Here is a 15,783-nt window from a genome sequence, read left to right as displayed (position 1 = left end):
CCTCTATTTCCCCCCTGTGCTACCAGAGCGTATCCTCCTCCGCCTGCTGAGCAAGCCTGCGGCGAACCGCCGCACGGAGCGGGTCCTCCGGTACTTCCACGGATGCCTTGCCAGTCACCTTCGCCTGGCAGGATAGGCGCAGTCCATCCTCCAGCATCGTGCCCAGCTTGAGGCGCTCCTTGTCGCGCGGGGCAGACAGACCGCTCTCTGTCAACTGCTTCACCTTGCACATCAGACATCCCGCCATTCCCGAGCAGCGGCTCCTTAACGGGATGCCCGCCCGTCTGGCGGCATCAAATACCGTGGTGCCGACTGGCACCACAACCATCTTGCCCTCCGGCATAAACGTAATCTCCGCTTTCATGCCTGCTCCTGGGGCAGCCGCAGCCCGATCCAGTCGGCAGCACGCTTCACCTGCTCAGGAGCAAGCGCATTGCGGCGAACGATCTCCTCGAAGGCCGGGTAGTGCAGCTTGTGCATACGCGCCATTGCTCCCCCAATCTGCTGTAGCCGATCCTCGCGGTCGCGGAGCACGTTGAACCATAGCTCATGCGCAAGCGGAGCAATCCGTATCGGGCTTCCTGCTGTCACCAGCCCAAAGGGGATGAGCAGCTCCTGAACCTCGATTCTGTAGAACGAACCATGCGCCCGCACCTCAAACCCGCCTACCAGCTCGACAGGCACGCCTTCAATCTCATAATGGCTCAGTATAGAGCGATAGCGTTCCGTCCTGCTCTCCTGCTGGCAGTCGACTGCATACGGTTCAAGCAGACGATGGATCGCTTGCGCATCCGCCTCGTCGGCATAAATATCCAGATCGCGCGGCTGCTGCTGCAGCGCAAGCCCGCGCAGCGCAAGCCCGGCGCTCCCGCCGACCACCCATCCTCCATCTTCTCCTGTCCGCTGCGCAATCTTGCGCAATGCCACATCCAATTGAACCGCAGTTACCATCTCTCGTTCACCTATTTTCCTACAGTGTCAACGGCTGTCGCCGTCATTGACTGGCATGATTCAGAAATATGGCTTGTTTATAGCCGTTACCGCCGCTCCAGCCGTCTTCAGCACAGCCTGGCAGCCGAGGCGATACCCCTCGTCCAGCTCCTCCTGCTCCAGCCGATCCCATTCCTCGTCCGTTACGTCCTCCAGATGCTCCATCCCTGCCGTCACCAGACAGCGGCAACGCGCACAGGTGCCGCGAGTGCAGGAGAAGCCCCAGTCCACCTGATGCTTTAGCGCCAGGTCAAGCAATGTCAGTCCCTCTTCTCCCTCCACAACAGCGCTCTTGGTGCGTCCTGTAAGTTCAATCAACGTATGTTCCTCCTTTCCCTTTCGCATTCATTAGGGAACGCCCCCCTTGAAGCTCCCATCCGCTCGCAAACCTGACGGCTTGTCCTACAATATCGAGGCAAATCCGTAGATGAAGCCTACCACCAGCAGTACAAACGCGATGATAGATAAAATAATCCGCACAAAACCGCGAGTCTTCGTGCGGGCAACGGTAATGACGACCGCAGCGAGCGCCATCAGGCCGATCCCGATAAACGATACCCACATTTTAGTCATTGCATCCATTAAGCCATCTACTCCTGCAACCATAGAATTAGTTCTTTGCTACATACACGACCGAAGATCATATGCCGGCCTCATGTCGCAAATTCAACTGTACAGGTTGTATTATAGCATTGCCTCCGGCAAAGGGCTACCGCAGACTGCACCTCATTCTAAGGGCATGCCCTGTGTGCAAGCCTGAAAATTTGCCCTCATACAAGCCAAGCTCCGGACGCAGACGCGCTTCCGGAGCTTGGCTTGTAGAACTTACTTCTTGAGCATTGATTTCATCAATTGCTCCAGATTGTTAAGGCCGGTTTTTTTCACTGCGCCGACGATTTCATTCATCGTCTGCTCGCTTACCGGAACTTTAGCCATCGCGGACACCTGCTTAATCAGGCGACGCAGCTCAGCTTCACTTTTAACCGTATTCGGCGTTACTCCGCTAGCCAGCTTTTTGACCGCACCCTCCGTGATCGGCTTGCCTGTCTTTTTGCTTACTGCCTTGAGAACGTCCTTTGGAAGATTTTTGTCAGCCATTGTTCCCCTCCTCCACAAGATGCAGAAGCGGCTCCCGCGATGCAGCATGCATGCAGCAGCGCTAAAGTGCTTGCTTCTAGCATCATATGTCAGGAGGACGGGATTGGTGTAGGCCTCACCCGTTCAGACACTAGCTGGGATCAGTCCACACCTTGGCGACTTCTTCAATCTCATGGGTACGAATCCGCCCCATTAATTCCTCCACCGCCAGCTTAGGCGATTTGCCGGCGAACAGCACTTGATAGAGCTGCTCGGTGATCGGCATTCGCACCTCATAACGCGACGCCAGCTCATAGGCCGCTCGGGTAGTTCGCACCCCCTCGACAACCATTCCCATCTTCGCCAGCATCTCGTCAACCGTCATTCCTTTGGCAAGCATCGAGCCCGCTCGCCAGTTGCGGCTATGCGTGCTCGTGCAGGTGACGATCAGATCACCAACGCCGGCCAGTCCGGCAAAGGTTAGCATATTGGCGCCCATTGCGTCCCCGAGCCGGCCAATCTCTGCCAGACCGCGTGTAATCAGCGCCGCTTTGGCATTATCGCCAAACCCGAGTCCGTCCGACAGACCTGCTCCAAGCGCAATAATATTTTTGATCGCGCCCGCTACCTCCACACCCATCATATCCGGGTTGGTATACACGCGAAAATCATTATTGATGAACAAATCCTGTGCAGCCTCGGCACGTTGCTGATCTGCCGACGCCACAACGACGGTCGTAGGCAGCCTTCGCACCACCTCTTCGGCATGGCTCGGGCCAGACAGCACGACAAGCTCGCTCTCTGACCGCTCCAGCTCCTCGGACAGCACGGTTGTCATCCGTTTGAGCGACCCGGTCTCGAACCCCTTGGTCGCGTGGATAATGAGCGCATCGGGCGCGATATGCGGTCGGGCCGAACGCGCCACTTCCCGCATCGCTGCCGAAGGAGCCACGAAGACCACCGCCGCTGCTCCGTCTAGCACTTCATAAAGCTCCGACCCCGCAGTTATGCCGAGTGGCAGGATTGCATCACCTAAATATTTGCGGTTCGTGCGCGATTGATTGATCTCGTCAGCCTGCTCCCCATTGCGAGTCCACAGGCTGACCTGATGTCCATTATCAGCAAGAACAGCAGCCAGCGCAGTACCCCAGCTACCGGCAACTAAGACGGCTACCTTTGTTTGTGTAGACATAGGTCACATCCTTTTTGCTCCTAGCTTGTTCTCCTTGCCCTGCGCCAGCTTCACAATATTGCTGCGATGGCGCAGAAATGCAAAGGCGCAGAGCGCCAGACTGCCCCATAATAGCGGCAGCGGGCGATCCATCAACAGGATGAACAACGGTGTCAGTGCAGCGAAAGCGAGCGAACCCAGGGAAACATAACGGGTGAGCGCAATGAGCGCAATCGCCACAATTCCTGCATACAGTGCAGGCAAAAACGCCAGCGTAACCATCACGCCAACGGTGGTGGCAATCCCCTTGCCGCCCTTGAAGCCAAAAAAGACCGGCCAATTATGGCCGACGATCGCAGCAAGGCCGCTTAACGTCATGACGGTCATGTTGCCGTCGCTAAGCCAGCTTCCGATGAAGACCGCCAGCACACCCTTGGCAACATCAAGCAAGAATACGAGCAGCGCTGGGCCCTTCCCCAATATGCGCAGCGTGTTCGTCGCTCCCGCATTGCCGCTCCCATGCTGGCGAATATCGATTCCTTTGACTAAGCGGGCAATAACGATACTGAATGCTATTGATCCAAGCAAATAGCTGATGATGACTGGCAACACGGCATCAACCAATTCTCTTCTCCCCTAATCTTCCTCGGACTTCCTCCGCGTAAAAATACGGATCGGCGTTCCTTCAAAATTAAATGCTCCACGAATCTTGTTCTCTAGATAGCGCTGATAAGAGAAATGCATCAGCTCCGGGTCATTAACAAACAGAACCATCGTCGGCGGCTTAACCGCCACCTGTGTCACATAATTGATACGCAGCCGCTTGCCCTTGTCCGAAGGCGGCGGATTCATCGCGATCGCATCAGACACAACATCATTCAACAGATGGGTCTGAATGCGCAGCGCATGCTGCTCGGATACATGATTCACCACAGGCAACAGCTTATGCAGCCGCTGCTTCGTCTTGGCGGACAGGAACACAACCGGCGCATAGGTCATGAATAGGAAATGGTCGCGAATGCTCTGCGTAAAATGCTGCATCGTCTTGTCGCCCTTCTCCACCGCATCCCATTTGTTCACGACGAAGATCGCCGCCTTGCCTGCCTCATGAGCAAAGCCTGCAATATGCTTGTCCTGCTCGATAATCCCTTCCTCGCCATTGATCAAGACGAGCACAACATCCGCCCGCTCGATCGCCTTGAGCGCCCGCATGACACTGTATTTCTCGGTCGTCTCGTACACCTTGCCGCGCTTGCGCATGCCTGCTGTATCGATCAGCACATACCGCTGGCCATCCCTCTCGAACGGTGTATCGATCGCATCGCGGGTTGTTCCCGCAACATTACTGACGATCACCCGTTCTTCTCCTAGCAGTGCATTGACAAGTGATGACTTGCCGACGTTGGGGCGTCCGATCAGTGCGACGCGAATGACATCCTCATCATACTCATCCTGCTTGGGCTCTGGCAGCTTATCGACCGCTGCATCCAGCAGATCGCCAATACCGAGACCATGCGCTCCGGAGATTGCGATGGGCTCGCCGAAGCCTAAGCTGTAAAACTCGTAAATATCATCCATTCGATTAAAATTATCCACCTTGTTGACAGCTACGACAACAGGCTTCTGAGAACGAAATAACATTCGGGCTACTTCATCGTCCGCGTGGGTCAAACCGGCTTTGGCGTCGACCATAAATACGATGACATCCGCTTCCTCAATTGCAAGCTCGGCTTGCATTCGCACGGATTTCATAATTTCGTCTTCGCCATCGATTTCGATGCCTCCAGTGTCCACAATACTGAAAGCTTTGCCATTCCATTCCCCGGTTCCATACAGTCGGTCGCGGGTAACGCCTGGTTTATCCTCTACAATTGCCAGCCGGTCACCGATGACCCGGTTGAAAATAGTAGATTTACCCACATTTGGCCGCCCGACGATTGCTATAACGGGTCTTGCCATCTGATTCCACTCCTTCAACAATACTCACGCCTACCATCATAGCAAAAAAGCGCGGGATTGGCTAACATTTCATTTGGAATGATGATTTACCACAATAAAGGTGCCATTTTTCAGATCATGAACCGAAGCATCCAATATTTTCTCAAGCAAAAAAGCCGTCTCCTCCAATTGCGCCTCCGTCTCTGCCAAGAAGATTGGCGCCCCGCCTCCTACGGACTCTCTGCGCATCGTTACAACTGCTACTATGCTCGCCATCGTCAACTCCCTTTCTCGTTCACCTTCGCCTCCGTCGGCATGCGGACAGCCGACTCCAGAATCGGCACGCGCAATGCTGTCTCCACGGCCTTTGATCCATCTCGCTCCTGCGGCAAAATAAATACCGCCAGCCGCCCGGTCTTCATGTCCAGCTTCGCCATTGGAATTAGCGCTGGCTCGCCATCATCGCGGTACACACCTAAAATCGTGGATAGATCATATAAGATCGCTTGCCGCTGCCCCAGATTGCTAAGTGTTGCCTTCCCGTCGGCATTGAACGGCTTCAAGATTAGACCGAGGCCGCGCTCGCGGATGATGTCCTGATTCGAGGAGAGCCCCACATTCATAATGTAGATGTCACCGACAAACAGATCAGCCCCATCCTGAATCACCTCGGCCTGCTCGACTGCGGCGATATGGGACAGCGATTTCCCTGAACGGAGCAGATGCACTACAATCAGCGAGAGCAGCCCCGCCCCAATACCGAGATACCAATTCAATGTAATGGCGGCAAAGCTGGTCACAAAGGACGACATAATGACCAAGTAATTGCGCCCCTCAAATACCATGGCAATCCCTTCAATGTACGTTGCTCCCCGCTGCACCAGCTCCATTCCGTCGATTTTGGTCAATGTATCGCGCTCCATGTTGCGTACATCGCGGAATTGCTGGGCGGCCACCGTCAAGAAGGTGATGGCTGTATAATCCTTTTTGAGCAATGCGGGCACCGCTACCGAGCCTAGTCCGGCAGCAATGATACCAAGAGAAAGATGGATAATCTTGCCGTGTGGATGCGTCGGATATTGCCTGTAATCGGTGCGCAGCATGAATAGCCGGGAGAGCAATCCGAACAGGACACCCATCAAAATACCGATCGTATATTTATTGTTCAGCAAAAAAGTGCTTACGCTCATGAAGCGCGCCCCCCCTCGTTTTTGAACAGGTGTGCGCTGGCTCTGCTGCATCCTGAGGCAATAAGCCACAATACAGCCGCTGTCAGCCTTGCCGTAACCGCAGCAGCTACAAATCGATCCCACCAGGCCGCGCCGCCCATCATAATCGTCTTCGAGAGGCTTATACTCAGCAGCAGATCCGCCGCGGGCAGCGCGCACGCCAGAATCGCGAACTGGTCGCGAAAGCGTGGAGCCAGGAAGCCGGCAGCGAAACCTGCGAGCAGCGGCCCGTCCCATTCCGGCTTATATAACACAATTGCAGGATCAGCCGCATAGAGACGTCCGCTCCAGAACCAGAGGATGACGACCAGCACACAGCCAAAGGCCAGGTAGCTCGCTCCTGGCTCCTTCACTGCTACGGCTGCAGCCACAAGACCCCAAAGCAACAGCCATGCAACATTGGCCTGCACGACCGCCTCTCCGGCTTCCCATATGAGCCAGCCACTGGCTGCACAGCCTGCCACAAACAACAGAATGATCCAGCGGGGAATATTTCCGAGCAATAGCCGCCTCCAGCCTGTTAGCAGCAAGATCGTTACCACGATCGACACGATGGCGACCCAATAGCCGTTGTTCATTCCAATCCCTCCTGCTCCTTCTATTATGTGTCAGTCAAGAAGAAAACATTTGGCTTCCCCGACTGTCATATCCTGCCGCTACGCTAACGAATGGAGACCTTGGTAATCGGCACGGCCTTCGCCTTAATGACAAAAAGACCTGGAACGGTAAAGCACCGTTCCAGGCCCACACTCGAAGCATTGCCGCGCATTCGCGCAGTGCTTCCGTTATTATTTGAATTTGCTCAGCTTGTCGCCAAACTTCTCACCCAGCGTAAAGCTCATGCTTTGGTTGCTCAGGCTTACGTTCGGATTGTTCAGATCTTCCTTAGGAGCGCGGGAGCCTCTCTCTGCTCTTTCAGGTCTTGGAGCCGGCTCAGGAGCTTCTTCGGTTTCCTTGATGCTCAGGCTGACGCGTTTCTCGGCAGGATTGAAGTCCAGTACTTTCGCTTGAACCTCTTGACCTTCCTGCAATACTTCATGTGGAGTTGCAATGTGACGATGAGCGATCTGGGAGATATGAACCAGACCTTCAACTCCTGGAGCAATCTCAACGAATGCGCCGAAGTTTACCAGACGGCGTACTGTGCCCGTAACTACATCGCCAATGTTGAATTGGCCTGCAGCCGATTCCCATGGACCTGGTTGAGCAGCCTTCATGCTCAGGCTGATTTTCCCAGCGGCTGGATCAACCTTCAGCACTTTTACTCGAACGGAATCGCCCTCGGACACGAAATCCTTCGGATGAGCAACATGCTGCCAGCTCAGCTCGGATACGTGAACGAGTCCGTCTACGCCACCGATGTCTACGAATGCGCCGAACGGTGTCAGACGTTGAACCGTTCCTTCGAGCTCTTGGCCTACTTGCAGGGAAGACATAATCTGCACTTTGTTTTGCTCGAATTCTTGATCCAGAACTTCCTTCTGGGACAGAATCACTTTGTTGTTCTCTCTGTCGATTTCTTTGATTTTCACGCGCAGCGTGCGACCTTTGTAATCGCTGAAATCTTCAACAAAATGACGCTCTACCATGGAAGCCGGGATGAAGCCGCGCACGCCTACGTCAACGACAAGGCCGCCTTTGACAACGTCTGCTACAGCCACTTCGAACACTTCTCCGCTCTCAAAGCGGCTTTGAAGCTGCTCCCATGCGTTCTCGCCATCAACCAGACGTTTGGACAGAACCAGTCTCTCCTTCTCGTCGTCGATGCTGACAACCTTCAGTTCAACTTCCTGGCCAACCTGAACCGCCTCAGCAGCGTTGCCCAGTTGTACTGCGGACAGCTCGCGCAGCGGAATCACACCGTCATATTTATATCCAAGACTAACAGTCGCTTGGTTGTCCTCAATCTTGACGATCGTTCCTTTGACCGTATCGCCCTTTTTCAGCGAGACAAGATCCATTGCGTCTTGCTGGTTGATTTCTCCAGCCTCTTGTGCAACGGTTTCTTCTACTACAGATTCCTGTACCTTTGTTTCTTCTGACATTTGAACTACCTCCTCAATTCATACCCCAACTTTATTTAAACCTGTGGCCTATCACTTAAAACGGGTTGGACACAGTATTTAAAACAATATTTGTGAGCCAGGACGCCTGTCGTTTAAGCAGGTATCCTCTGCTGCCTGATCTCGCCCATAATTTTGTCCGTTAGCCGTTCAAGCGTGTCAGTGGAATTATCCTCCATGAATTCACTCAACTCTACCGGTTTGCCGTACAAGACGGTCATCGGGCGAAACCACTTATATTCCCCAATCAGCGTGACCGGAATAACTGTCGCTCCGCTGCGGAGCGCAATCATAGCCGCTCCCTTCTTGGCCGCGCTATCCTTGCTGCTGCGAGTGCCTTCGGGGAAGATCCCCATGACATGCCCGTCCTTCAACAACTGGATGGAATTGCGTATCGCATCCTTGCTCACGCCGCCGCGCTTGACAGGATATGCGCCAAGCGACGTCAGAAACAACCCCAATGGCTTAAAGCTAAATAATTCAGCCTTGGCCATGTAATGCACCTTGCGGTCAAGCTTGATCCCAACGGTCGCCGGGTCAAAGTTGCTGATATGGTTAGAACAAAGGAGCACAGGCCCTTTGTCCGGAATATGTTCCAGTCCATAAACCTTCAACGGAAAAAAGATGCCAAAGAAAATTCGGAGCGCCATCCGGCAGAAACGATATATCATAGTTTACTTCGCCTCCACCTTTTTGGTTCGGCTTAATTCAACAATTTGTGACACAACCTGCTCGATCGTCATGTGTGAGCTATCGATAACAAGAGCATCCTCGGCACAGATTAACGGTGAAGTCTTCCGCTCACGATCCATTCGATCTCGCTCTTCAATTTCCCGCTCAAGTTGCTCCAAGCCGTTTCTGTCGGCCTGTCCGGTTTCCTTGTAGCGGCGCTCGGCCCGAATTCGCACAGAAGCCGTCAAGAAAATCTTCAATTCGGCATCCGGCAGCACATGCGTGCCTATATCCCGGCCATCCATGACGACACCCTTGCGGTCGGCGAAGCTTCGCTGAAGCTCTACAAGCTGCGTTCGAACCTCCGGGGCAGCGGCAACCTGCGATACGAGCAGATTCACCTCTCTGGATCGAATCCGATTCGTTACATCTTCATCTCCAATCCAGACCTGCTGTCCGTCCACTCCAGGCAACAGACGAATATCCAATGAAGCACACAGCCTTCCAAGCTCTGTCGTATCCGAGACATCGATTCCTTGACGGATCGCGCTCAGCGCTACTGCCCGGTACATGGCTCCCGTATCAATATATACATAACGGAGCTGCTCGGCTACCATGCGGGCTACCGTGCTCTTCCCTGCTCCAGCCGGACCATCAATAGCAATATTGATCAGTCCATGTTCAAGGCTATCTTGCTTGAATCCCACTTGTCCAACTACCTCCTTGAATCGCAAGACGAAGCAGCGTCGTCAGGCACGCCCGGCACGCTAGGTATCCAATGCTGCTGCGACAGGGTGTGTGCCAAGAAAAAAGCAGGCTCTGCCTGCAACGGTAAAATTATACCACATCATTCCGACAGATGCAAAAGCCAGTGCCCCCCTGGCATCATTCTCGCAGCTTAGGAGAGGCAAGATATGGCTGCTAGCCGCACTCCTCAAGCAACGAATGAAAACGGCAGTCCTTCCATACGATCCACACCTGTTACCCACTCACGGATGACGGCAAACTGCAGTGCAAACTGCGCAAGCAGCAGTACTGCCAGCATAATGCCACCTATCACTATGAGACAAACGGCTACCCGATCCGCACGCTCCAGCCAACTCCGTTGCTTCATCGCCTATCGCCCCCAACCTATAAGTTGGTGGTAGTATATCCCATGCTGCAATGGTTATTCGGGTTATTGCTTCCGAGATTCAAGCTGCCGTTCAAAGCAAAAACGTATAATTCGCTGCCGCTCACTGTCACTGATTTGTACAAACTTGCTCATGACCTGTACACGTCCAGATTCCAGTGGCTGCACACGAACAACCTCACAGGTAAATTGCGCATGATCCAGACTTCCATTCTTGTATGGGATAAGCAGCCAGCACTCCAGCTTGTCGCCGGTATGAGCCTGCCATTTGCCATCCGTCAAAAAAGAAATGCCGCCCCCGCCCACATCATCGGTATGCACCAAAAATTTCAGTTGCTCCGTCAGCTTCACAGCCATCTCAAGCTCGGCTGACACACGCAGAAAACTGCGACGCTGAATTTTGGAGATCTGATCGAGCCCCGGCTTGCGAATGGACACCAGACGAACCACATCGTCCTTAAAGCCGATGACATGACTGTTGAAATAATGCTTCACACCGTTCTCATTCAAATAAAATGCGGACAGCTCATCCCCCAGGTACAGCTTTTTGAGCCGACCATTCTCTTCATTCAAGGGCACTTCGATCAGCAGGTCCGTTTCGCGTTCATCCGCAATTCGGGATTTGTAGCTTATTCTGCTCTCCGCTTCATCTGCGGAAGCAACCTGCAAGAATAGGATCTGATTTACTTTCGGCAGCAACCTGAAGCTCCCCCTCCTGTGTATAGGTACATTATACCATGGCACTAGTTAAGGAGCCATATGAAAAAGACGATTTCCGGCACTTTCTCGAAAAAAGCGCCGAAAATCGTCTTTGATTATTTCAAGAGCTGCGATTCTACTTCTCCTGTTTCTCGCCCATGCCGGGTATTTTCTCAATGGCTTCTTCGATGCCATTATCCGCATTGACGAAGATTCGGTAGAGATGACCATTGATGCGCCCTGTATACTCATAGCAGAGCACCTCTTCGGAAAGCTCGTTCTTGATGAGCGCCTCCCGTGTCTTCATCAGCTTGAATTCGGGGTTTAACACCTTGCGCGCCTCCGCCTCGCTCATCGTCGGCTTGGACAGCTTGCGCTCCTTATGCTCCAGCGCATACTGCTCAGCCTGCATGCCCACAACATCGCCGTTATCCAGCCCTACCTTAACGGTCAGCTTGTCTGGATAGATGAGCACATTGCCCTGCTTGGGAACAAAGGAGATGTTCGCCGTATCCCCATAATTGTCATAGCTTACCGCTGTCATGCTCGCAAAGCCATGCTCATCCAGGAACCCTCTGGCCTTCTGCTCCGCCTCGGACAGGCTCACCGACTTTGCACCGATCGCCCGATGATCCATAAATCGCAGCAGTTGACCGCCCTTCTTGCTATAATCGAGCTGTACATGCCCGCCTTCCCGCTCCAGAGTTGCCGTGAATGAGGCGTATTCTGTCGATTGACCGTTCTCGGCAACCTTGATACGACCTGGATCAGAGACGCCCAGGAACTGTGCCGCCTTTTGCTGTATGTCCTGCGCCGTTACCGGAGTCCCGCTGAGCATCGTAATCGAGCGGCGCTCGAACATTGCCGACACGGACGGCCCCCAGTTTATCTCGGGATAAGCCTCTACCTTCTTGTCCACCATCTTGAAGCCATCAATAATCGTATTATCCCGCGTTGACTGCTCCGTTGCCAGCGCGCTCTCTACATCCATCCACCGCAGGTTGTTTTGCAGCACCTTGCTTTGCATGCCTTGAAGGTCCTTTGTAATCTCCTCCGACTTGGCATACAAGGTTTTCATGGTTTCATACTCATCCTTCGTCAGCGGCTCCTTGTTCAGATCCCGAACTGCCGTCCTGTATGTGAAGCTAGCAATTCGCGCCAAAAAATCCTCAGTCTTGTTGAACGGCAGCAGCGTTAGCGGCAACTGATTGATTTTTCCCTGCGCATCGCTGGTTAAGCGCCACACATTAACAAGACTTTTGCGGTGATAATTATTCGAGGTCGAATTGACGGCAAGCGTATGGCCCAATTGGTCATGAAGCTGCTCCATATTGTAGCTTAGCTCATGAAACGCGCGCTGGTACTGGTTCTCCGCCTTGATCAAAATAGAGTTTTTCTCTTGAAGCTCCTGGTATCCCCAGTAGATGGAGCCCACGAATAACAAGGTCATAACCGGAAACAAAATCGCACTCAGTCGTTGGTACATAACACAAAAGCTCCTTTCTTGTGCAAAACCTGGTTTTAGTTTGGTTTGCGCAAGGGAGCTTTATGCATTATCCGAACATCTCTTCAATTTCAAAATCATCCGCATTGCTGCAGATGCATTGCTTAAAGCCGGTGTCTACCCTTCCCTGGTCTTTGCGTCCGCGCAAAATAAAGGTTTCCCCGCAATGGTTGCAGCGAATGGCCACCTTCACGCGCATCTGATGCTCCATAATCTGTCCTCCTTATGCCAAGCTTCATTACTTGACAGTATAGACAGATAAACTATAGCTTAACCTCTTCCTCCCGACGGACGAGGCGGAGCGGGGAATACGAATTGGCACGCTGAATTTTACGCAGTCCCTTAATCCAGAGATAGATCATCAAGGGTACGATCAAGAACATCCATGTCGTCTCCAGCACCATCATAATGTAATCGTACAAGCCATGCCAGAATAGCGGCTGGAGCAGCGAGAACAGAATAAGCCTGCGCTTGCGGTGGGGATTGGCCGAGAATTTGGCTTTGCCCAAGTAATAGCCCATAATAATGCCGAACAGCGCATGACCGGAGACCGGCAGCAGCGCCCGCATCATCAGCGAACCAAAGGAGACCGGCTGCAGCAATGCATAGAGCACATTCTCCAACGTCGCAAAGCCAAGCGAGGTTGCCGCGGCGTAGACAATGCCATCATAGGGCTCATCAAAATTCGTATGATTGTAGATAATATGATACACAACGAACCATTTCAGCCCCTCCTCAATCAAGGAGGATATAATAAAAGCAAAAACAAACGGCGATTCGCCAAGCCAAAGCATGAGTCCCCGCTGAATGATCATAATTGGAAACGACACCAGCGCCCCGAAAACAAACATTCGGACGACCATATGAATCGGCTCGGAATCATATTTATCTTTTAGATATAGAAAGGTGAGCAGGGAAATGCCCGGAGCTATAGCCGCTGTCAGTATGGATAGCAATACCACCTGCCCGCACTCTCCCTTCTAAGTGTATCCGTCTCAACATTCTCGGTAGCTCAGCCAGCCATATGTGCGCGCTCGTCCACCACATAGGTTCTATGCAATACAAAGCAACCGGACAGCAGCTAGGCTGTCCGGCGCTGCGGTATGTTGGAATTCAAGAATTAAAATGAGTGCAAATCTCCGCTACGGCCCCGGATGCGATAATCAGCTTGCCATACTCCTCTAGCACTGCTGTCGTCACGGAGGTCGCTTCTCCGTATTCTGCCAGCAGCGAGATGAGCGCCGCCATTCTTGCCTGTTCCGATACCTGCGGGTCAAAGGTAAGAATCCACTTGCCCCTATAGCTGTATAGCCTTCCATCCTCCGTCAGTCCAGCCACCTTCAAGCTCTTGCTGACAGAGATGACATCTTCAAAATCACGGAATGCATACATAATGACATCGCTCTGTTCAAGCGTTACTTCCATCTCATATACATCTTCATCCTGGTCTTCATCTGCATCCGCACGCTCGCTTGGCTGTGCGTCCGATTTGCCGCGTGTGACGATGACCACCATTCCTTGCGCGGGGAGCGCAAACACTTCCACTGCGAGCGGCCCGCTTGCGTCAAATCCAAGCTCATTGTAAGCCTGATCCATCATTTCGCTGAACAGGTCATGAACCTTCGGAATTTCACGCCACATATCATCCTTCTGGATCCCTCGTTCCAGCAGGTCGTCGAACGTCAGGAAAATCTTTATTTTATTATGGCTTAAACGCTCGATTTTCATGACAGGATCCTCCTTTGCAGCATCGGTTATAACAGCGTATGAAACTTCATATAATATGTGAATAAAATCATCATATGTAACTATGTTATCACTTTTGACGGGGAAATGCACTATAGATACAGGAGGTTTTTTTGGCAACTAACAAAATAAGGGCCTTCCCCGTTAACTTTCCGGGAAGACCCTTGCATACCCTGCAACTTCTTATTATCAGTGAGTGTGTTCGTTTGCGTTCTCGGCCATAATTTTGCTCGTCTCTCGCTTGACCTGGGGGTCACTCTCGACCAGTTGCTCTATACGATTCCACGCTTGCTTATGCTCCTTGCTCTTCTCTCCAGACGCATTGCTAGCCGCTGAACTGTTCAGCTTCTGTGCAGAATGATTCAATGTATGGCTTGCTGCCTTCTCCACACTTTTGTGCGTGTCCGACTGATGCGACGTCGCCTTATGCTGAATTCCTTGCCCTGAGTGCTGTTCATGGGACTTGACACCCACACCCTCGTTCATTGCAAAGGACTCCAAACCCGACTTGACGAGCACATCCAGACGGTTGCCACGCATTCCATTCCACGCGCCGCTTGCAGCACCTGCTAACGACTTGAATACTCCCGGCCGCTTGGACGCCAGCATAGCCGCCCCTGCCATGCCCACAATGCCTCCTGCAATAAATGCGCTCCATTTCATGGAAGTTACGCCTCCTTGTACTTGAGAATAACTACGCAATTATTGTTCCCGGCGAGCGGGAAAGGCAATCCGCCTATTTTTAGCAGCCGTGCTTCTTAGTACAAGGAGATGGGTCTGAGCCGGCGCAAGCAAGCGCAGCGGAAGACGGGATGTGCCATAGCCACAGCTTACGAGCAGCTTGGTAGTCCTGCCCTGATTGCCAACAACAAACCAGCCGCTGCGGTAGGTATTGACCACCTTGTTACGCACTAAAGGCCCCACAAGCGGCAGCACAATCTGGCCTCCATGTGTATGACCGGATAGCATGAGATCGATCTTAGCATCCCCCAGATGCCCGATCAGGTTCGGAGCATGAGACAGCAGGATCACACAGGGACGCAAGCCCGAATCGGCATCATAGCTGCCAAGCGCCTTGCGAAGTTGGTCGTGACCTGTGATCGGATCATCCACGCCGCATATTCTTAATCGCTCATCCCCATCGCGCAGTTCCGCATAGTCGTTGCGAAGCGGGAGCACCTGCTCGCTGCGAAGCAGCTCATCCAGTCTGCTGATCGGCTCGTCATAATCATGATTGCCATATACGGCATAGACCGGACCCAGCTTGCGAAGACGACGGAGGCTGACCCTCGTTCGTTCCAGCGGAACCCCCTTCTCCCGAATGTCACCGCCGATCAACACCAGATCAGCGCCGCCTGACTGCATACAATCCGCAATCAGCGCCTCAGGCACCTCGCGACGATGAATATCGCTGATAAAGAATACCCGCAAGCCATCGAATGCTGCAGGCAGATTATCAAGCGTTACCTCTTCTTGAACGATACGGTTCGAGCGAGCTTCCCGCGCCATCCAGCCCACTGCGGCAATCACAGGCAGCACTAGCCACAACCACGCCATCTTCC

Annotated in this window: 22 protein-coding genes; all 22 read right to left on the bottom strand. The window is 53.0% G+C overall.

What is annotated here, in order from left to right; genetic code table 11:
- Positions 1–19 precede the first annotated feature (19 nt).
- A complete protein-coding gene (locus ACY1JZ_RS20650; protein WP_270171603.1) occupies positions 20–364 on the bottom strand; it encodes a 2Fe-2S iron-sulfur cluster-binding protein in 345 nt (114 codons plus the stop codon).
- Complete coding sequence (locus ACY1JZ_RS20645; protein WP_462630770.1) at positions 361–951, bottom strand: nucleotidyltransferase domain-containing protein; 591 nt, start codon at positions 949–951, stop codon at positions 361–363. The genes ACY1JZ_RS20650 and ACY1JZ_RS20645 overlap by 4 nt, the downstream gene beginning before the upstream one ends.
- Before the next feature lie 60 nt (positions 952–1,011).
- Positions 1,012–1,308: a 2Fe-2S iron-sulfur cluster-binding protein gene (locus tag ACY1JZ_RS20640; RefSeq protein ID WP_270171606.1), complete on the bottom strand. Its 297-nt coding sequence runs from the start codon at positions 1,306–1,308 to the stop codon at positions 1,012–1,014.
- 84 nt (positions 1,309–1,392) lie between these two features.
- Entirely contained in the window at positions 1,393–1,572 is a 180-nt protein-coding gene (locus tag ACY1JZ_RS20635; protein WP_270171607.1) for a DUF2768 family protein, read from the bottom strand.
- Between the two features lie 243 nt (positions 1,573–1,815).
- Positions 1,816–2,088, bottom strand: a complete 273-nt coding sequence (locus ACY1JZ_RS20630) for a stage VI sporulation protein F (RefSeq protein ID WP_270171608.1) — start codon at positions 2,086–2,088, stop codon at positions 1,816–1,818.
- A 130-nt stretch (positions 2,089–2,218) separates the two neighbouring features.
- Entirely contained in the window at positions 2,219–3,259 is a 1,041-nt protein-coding gene (locus ACY1JZ_RS20625; RefSeq protein WP_462630769.1) for an NAD(P)H-dependent glycerol-3-phosphate dehydrogenase, read from the bottom strand.
- 3 nt (positions 3,260–3,262) lie between these two features.
- Positions 3,263–3,862, bottom strand: a complete 600-nt coding sequence (gene plsY / locus ACY1JZ_RS20620; RefSeq protein WP_270171610.1) for a glycerol-3-phosphate 1-O-acyltransferase PlsY — start codon at positions 3,860–3,862, stop codon at positions 3,263–3,265.
- Between the two features lie 12 nt (positions 3,863–3,874).
- Entirely contained in the window at positions 3,875–5,197 is a 1,323-nt protein-coding gene (der, locus tag ACY1JZ_RS20615; RefSeq protein WP_270171611.1) for a ribosome biogenesis GTPase Der, read from the bottom strand.
- A 69-nt stretch (positions 5,198–5,266) separates the two neighbouring features.
- Positions 5,267–5,452 (bottom strand): capping complex subunit for YIEGIA, encoded by a 186-nt coding sequence (locus ACY1JZ_RS20610; RefSeq protein ID WP_270171612.1) that lies wholly within the window; start codon positions 5,450–5,452, stop codon positions 5,267–5,269.
- Positions 5,453–5,454: 2 nt separating this feature from the next.
- Positions 5,455–6,366: a YIEGIA family protein gene (locus ACY1JZ_RS20605; protein WP_270171613.1), complete on the bottom strand. Its 912-nt coding sequence runs from the start codon at positions 6,364–6,366 to the stop codon at positions 5,455–5,457.
- Positions 6,363–6,983 (bottom strand): YphA family membrane protein, encoded by a 621-nt coding sequence (locus tag ACY1JZ_RS20600; protein ID WP_462630768.1) that lies wholly within the window; start codon positions 6,981–6,983, stop codon positions 6,363–6,365. The genes ACY1JZ_RS20605 and ACY1JZ_RS20600 overlap by 4 nt, the downstream gene beginning before the upstream one ends.
- Positions 6,984–7,193: 210 nt before the next feature.
- Positions 7,194–8,450 (bottom strand): 30S ribosomal protein S1, encoded by a 1,257-nt coding sequence (rpsA, locus tag ACY1JZ_RS20595; RefSeq protein ID WP_270171615.1) that lies wholly within the window; start codon positions 8,448–8,450, stop codon positions 7,194–7,196.
- A gap of 113 nt (positions 8,451–8,563) precedes the next feature.
- Positions 8,564–9,139 (bottom strand): lysophospholipid acyltransferase family protein, encoded by a 576-nt coding sequence (locus ACY1JZ_RS20590; protein ID WP_462630767.1) that lies wholly within the window; start codon positions 9,137–9,139, stop codon positions 8,564–8,566.
- Between the two features lie 3 nt (positions 9,140–9,142).
- Complete coding sequence (gene cmk / locus ACY1JZ_RS20585) at positions 9,143–9,847, bottom strand: (d)CMP kinase (protein ID WP_270171617.1); 705 nt, start codon at positions 9,845–9,847, stop codon at positions 9,143–9,145.
- Positions 9,848–10,074: 227 nt separating this feature from the next.
- The gene (locus ACY1JZ_RS20580) at positions 10,075–10,254 is read right to left on the bottom strand and encodes a hypothetical protein (RefSeq protein WP_270171618.1); all 180 of its coding nucleotides are present in this window, start codon (positions 10,252–10,254) and stop codon (positions 10,075–10,077) included.
- 63 nt (positions 10,255–10,317) lie between these two features.
- Positions 10,318–10,971, bottom strand: coding sequence for a flagellar brake protein (locus ACY1JZ_RS20575; RefSeq protein WP_462630766.1), 654 nt, complete (start codon positions 10,969–10,971; stop codon positions 10,318–10,320).
- A gap of 136 nt (positions 10,972–11,107) precedes the next feature.
- Positions 11,108–12,457, bottom strand: a complete 1,350-nt coding sequence (ypeB, locus tag ACY1JZ_RS20570; protein ID WP_462630765.1) for a germination protein YpeB — start codon at positions 12,455–12,457, stop codon at positions 11,108–11,110.
- A 67-nt stretch (positions 12,458–12,524) separates the two neighbouring features.
- Positions 12,525–12,686, bottom strand: coding sequence for a hypothetical protein (locus tag ACY1JZ_RS20565; RefSeq protein WP_270172816.1), 162 nt, complete (start codon positions 12,684–12,686; stop codon positions 12,525–12,527).
- A 52-nt stretch (positions 12,687–12,738) separates the two neighbouring features.
- Positions 12,739–13,437: a glutamic-type intramembrane protease PrsW gene (gene prsW / locus ACY1JZ_RS20560; protein WP_462630764.1), complete on the bottom strand. Its 699-nt coding sequence runs from the start codon at positions 13,435–13,437 to the stop codon at positions 12,739–12,741.
- 151 nt (positions 13,438–13,588) lie between these two features.
- A complete protein-coding gene (locus ACY1JZ_RS20555) occupies positions 13,589–14,203 on the bottom strand; it encodes a genetic competence negative regulator (protein WP_270171622.1) in 615 nt (204 codons plus the stop codon).
- 207 nt (positions 14,204–14,410) lie between these two features.
- Positions 14,411–14,884, bottom strand: coding sequence for a hypothetical protein (locus tag ACY1JZ_RS20550; RefSeq protein WP_270171623.1), 474 nt, complete (start codon positions 14,882–14,884; stop codon positions 14,411–14,413).
- 39 nt (positions 14,885–14,923) lie between these two features.
- Complete coding sequence (locus ACY1JZ_RS20545) at positions 14,924–15,778, bottom strand: metallophosphoesterase (protein ID WP_270171625.1); 855 nt, start codon at positions 15,776–15,778, stop codon at positions 14,924–14,926.
- Between the last annotated feature and the right edge of the window lie 5 nt (positions 15,779–15,783).

The sequence above is a fragment of the Paenibacillus sp. J5 genome (assembly GCF_054955055.1).
The sequence above is the reverse complement of the archived record's forward strand: the minus strand, read 5'-3'. Positions and strand labels throughout refer to the sequence as shown.

What these genes read in the sequence shown, in the direction of transcription:
- ACY1JZ_RS20650 (WP_270171603.1), bottom strand. Translation starts at nt 364, where the DNA reads ATGAAAGCGGAGATTACGTTTATGCCGGAGGGCAAGATGGTTGTGGTG.
- ACY1JZ_RS20645 (WP_462630770.1), bottom strand. Translation starts at nt 951, where the DNA reads ATGGTAACTGCGGTTCAATTGGATGTGGCATTGCGCAAGATTGCGCAG.
- ACY1JZ_RS20635 (WP_270171607.1), bottom strand. Translation starts at nt 1,572, where the DNA reads ATGGATGCAATGACTAAAATGTGGGTATCGTTTATCGGGATCGGCCTG.
- ACY1JZ_RS20630 (WP_270171608.1), bottom strand. Translation starts at nt 2,088, where the DNA reads ATGGCTGACAAAAATCTTCCAAAGGACGTTCTCAAGGCAGTAAGCAAA.
- ACY1JZ_RS20625 (WP_462630769.1), bottom strand. Translation starts at nt 3,259, where the DNA reads ATGTCTACACAAACAAAGGTAGCCGTCTTAGTTGCCGGTAGCTGGGGT.
- der (WP_270171611.1), bottom strand. Translation starts at nt 5,197, where the DNA reads ATGGCAAGACCCGTTATAGCAATCGTCGGGCGGCCAAATGTGGGTAAA.
- ACY1JZ_RS20610 (WP_270171612.1), bottom strand. Translation starts at nt 5,452, where the DNA reads ATGGCGAGCATAGTAGCAGTTGTAACGATGCGCAGAGAGTCCGTAGGA.
- ACY1JZ_RS20605 (WP_270171613.1), bottom strand. Translation starts at nt 6,366, where the DNA reads ATGAGCGTAAGCACTTTTTTGCTGAACAATAAATATACGATCGGTATT.
- ACY1JZ_RS20600 (WP_462630768.1), bottom strand. Translation starts at nt 6,983, where the DNA reads ATGAACAACGGCTATTGGGTCGCCATCGTGTCGATCGTGGTAACGATC.
- rpsA (WP_270171615.1), bottom strand. Translation starts at nt 8,450, where the DNA reads ATGTCAGAAGAAACAAAGGTACAGGAATCTGTAGTAGAAGAAACCGTT.
- ACY1JZ_RS20590 (WP_462630767.1), bottom strand. Translation starts at nt 9,139, where the DNA reads ATGATATATCGTTTCTGCCGGATGGCGCTCCGAATTTTCTTTGGCATC.
- ACY1JZ_RS20580 (WP_270171618.1), bottom strand. Translation starts at nt 10,254, where the DNA reads ATGAAGCAACGGAGTTGGCTGGAGCGTGCGGATCGGGTAGCCGTTTGT.
- ypeB (WP_462630765.1), bottom strand. Translation starts at nt 12,457, where the DNA reads ATGTACCAACGACTGAGTGCGATTTTGTTTCCGGTTATGACCTTGTTA.
- ACY1JZ_RS20565 (WP_270172816.1), bottom strand. Translation starts at nt 12,686, where the DNA reads ATGGAGCATCAGATGCGCGTGAAGGTGGCCATTCGCTGCAACCATTGC.
- ACY1JZ_RS20555 (WP_270171622.1), bottom strand. Translation starts at nt 14,203, where the DNA reads ATGAAAATCGAGCGTTTAAGCCATAATAAAATAAAGATTTTCCTGACG.
- ACY1JZ_RS20550 (WP_270171623.1), bottom strand. Translation starts at nt 14,884, where the DNA reads ATGAAATGGAGCGCATTTATTGCAGGAGGCATTGTGGGCATGGCAGGG.
- ACY1JZ_RS20545 (WP_270171625.1), bottom strand. Translation starts at nt 15,778, where the DNA reads ATGGCGTGGTTGTGGCTAGTGCTGCCTGTGATTGCCGCAGTGGGCTGG.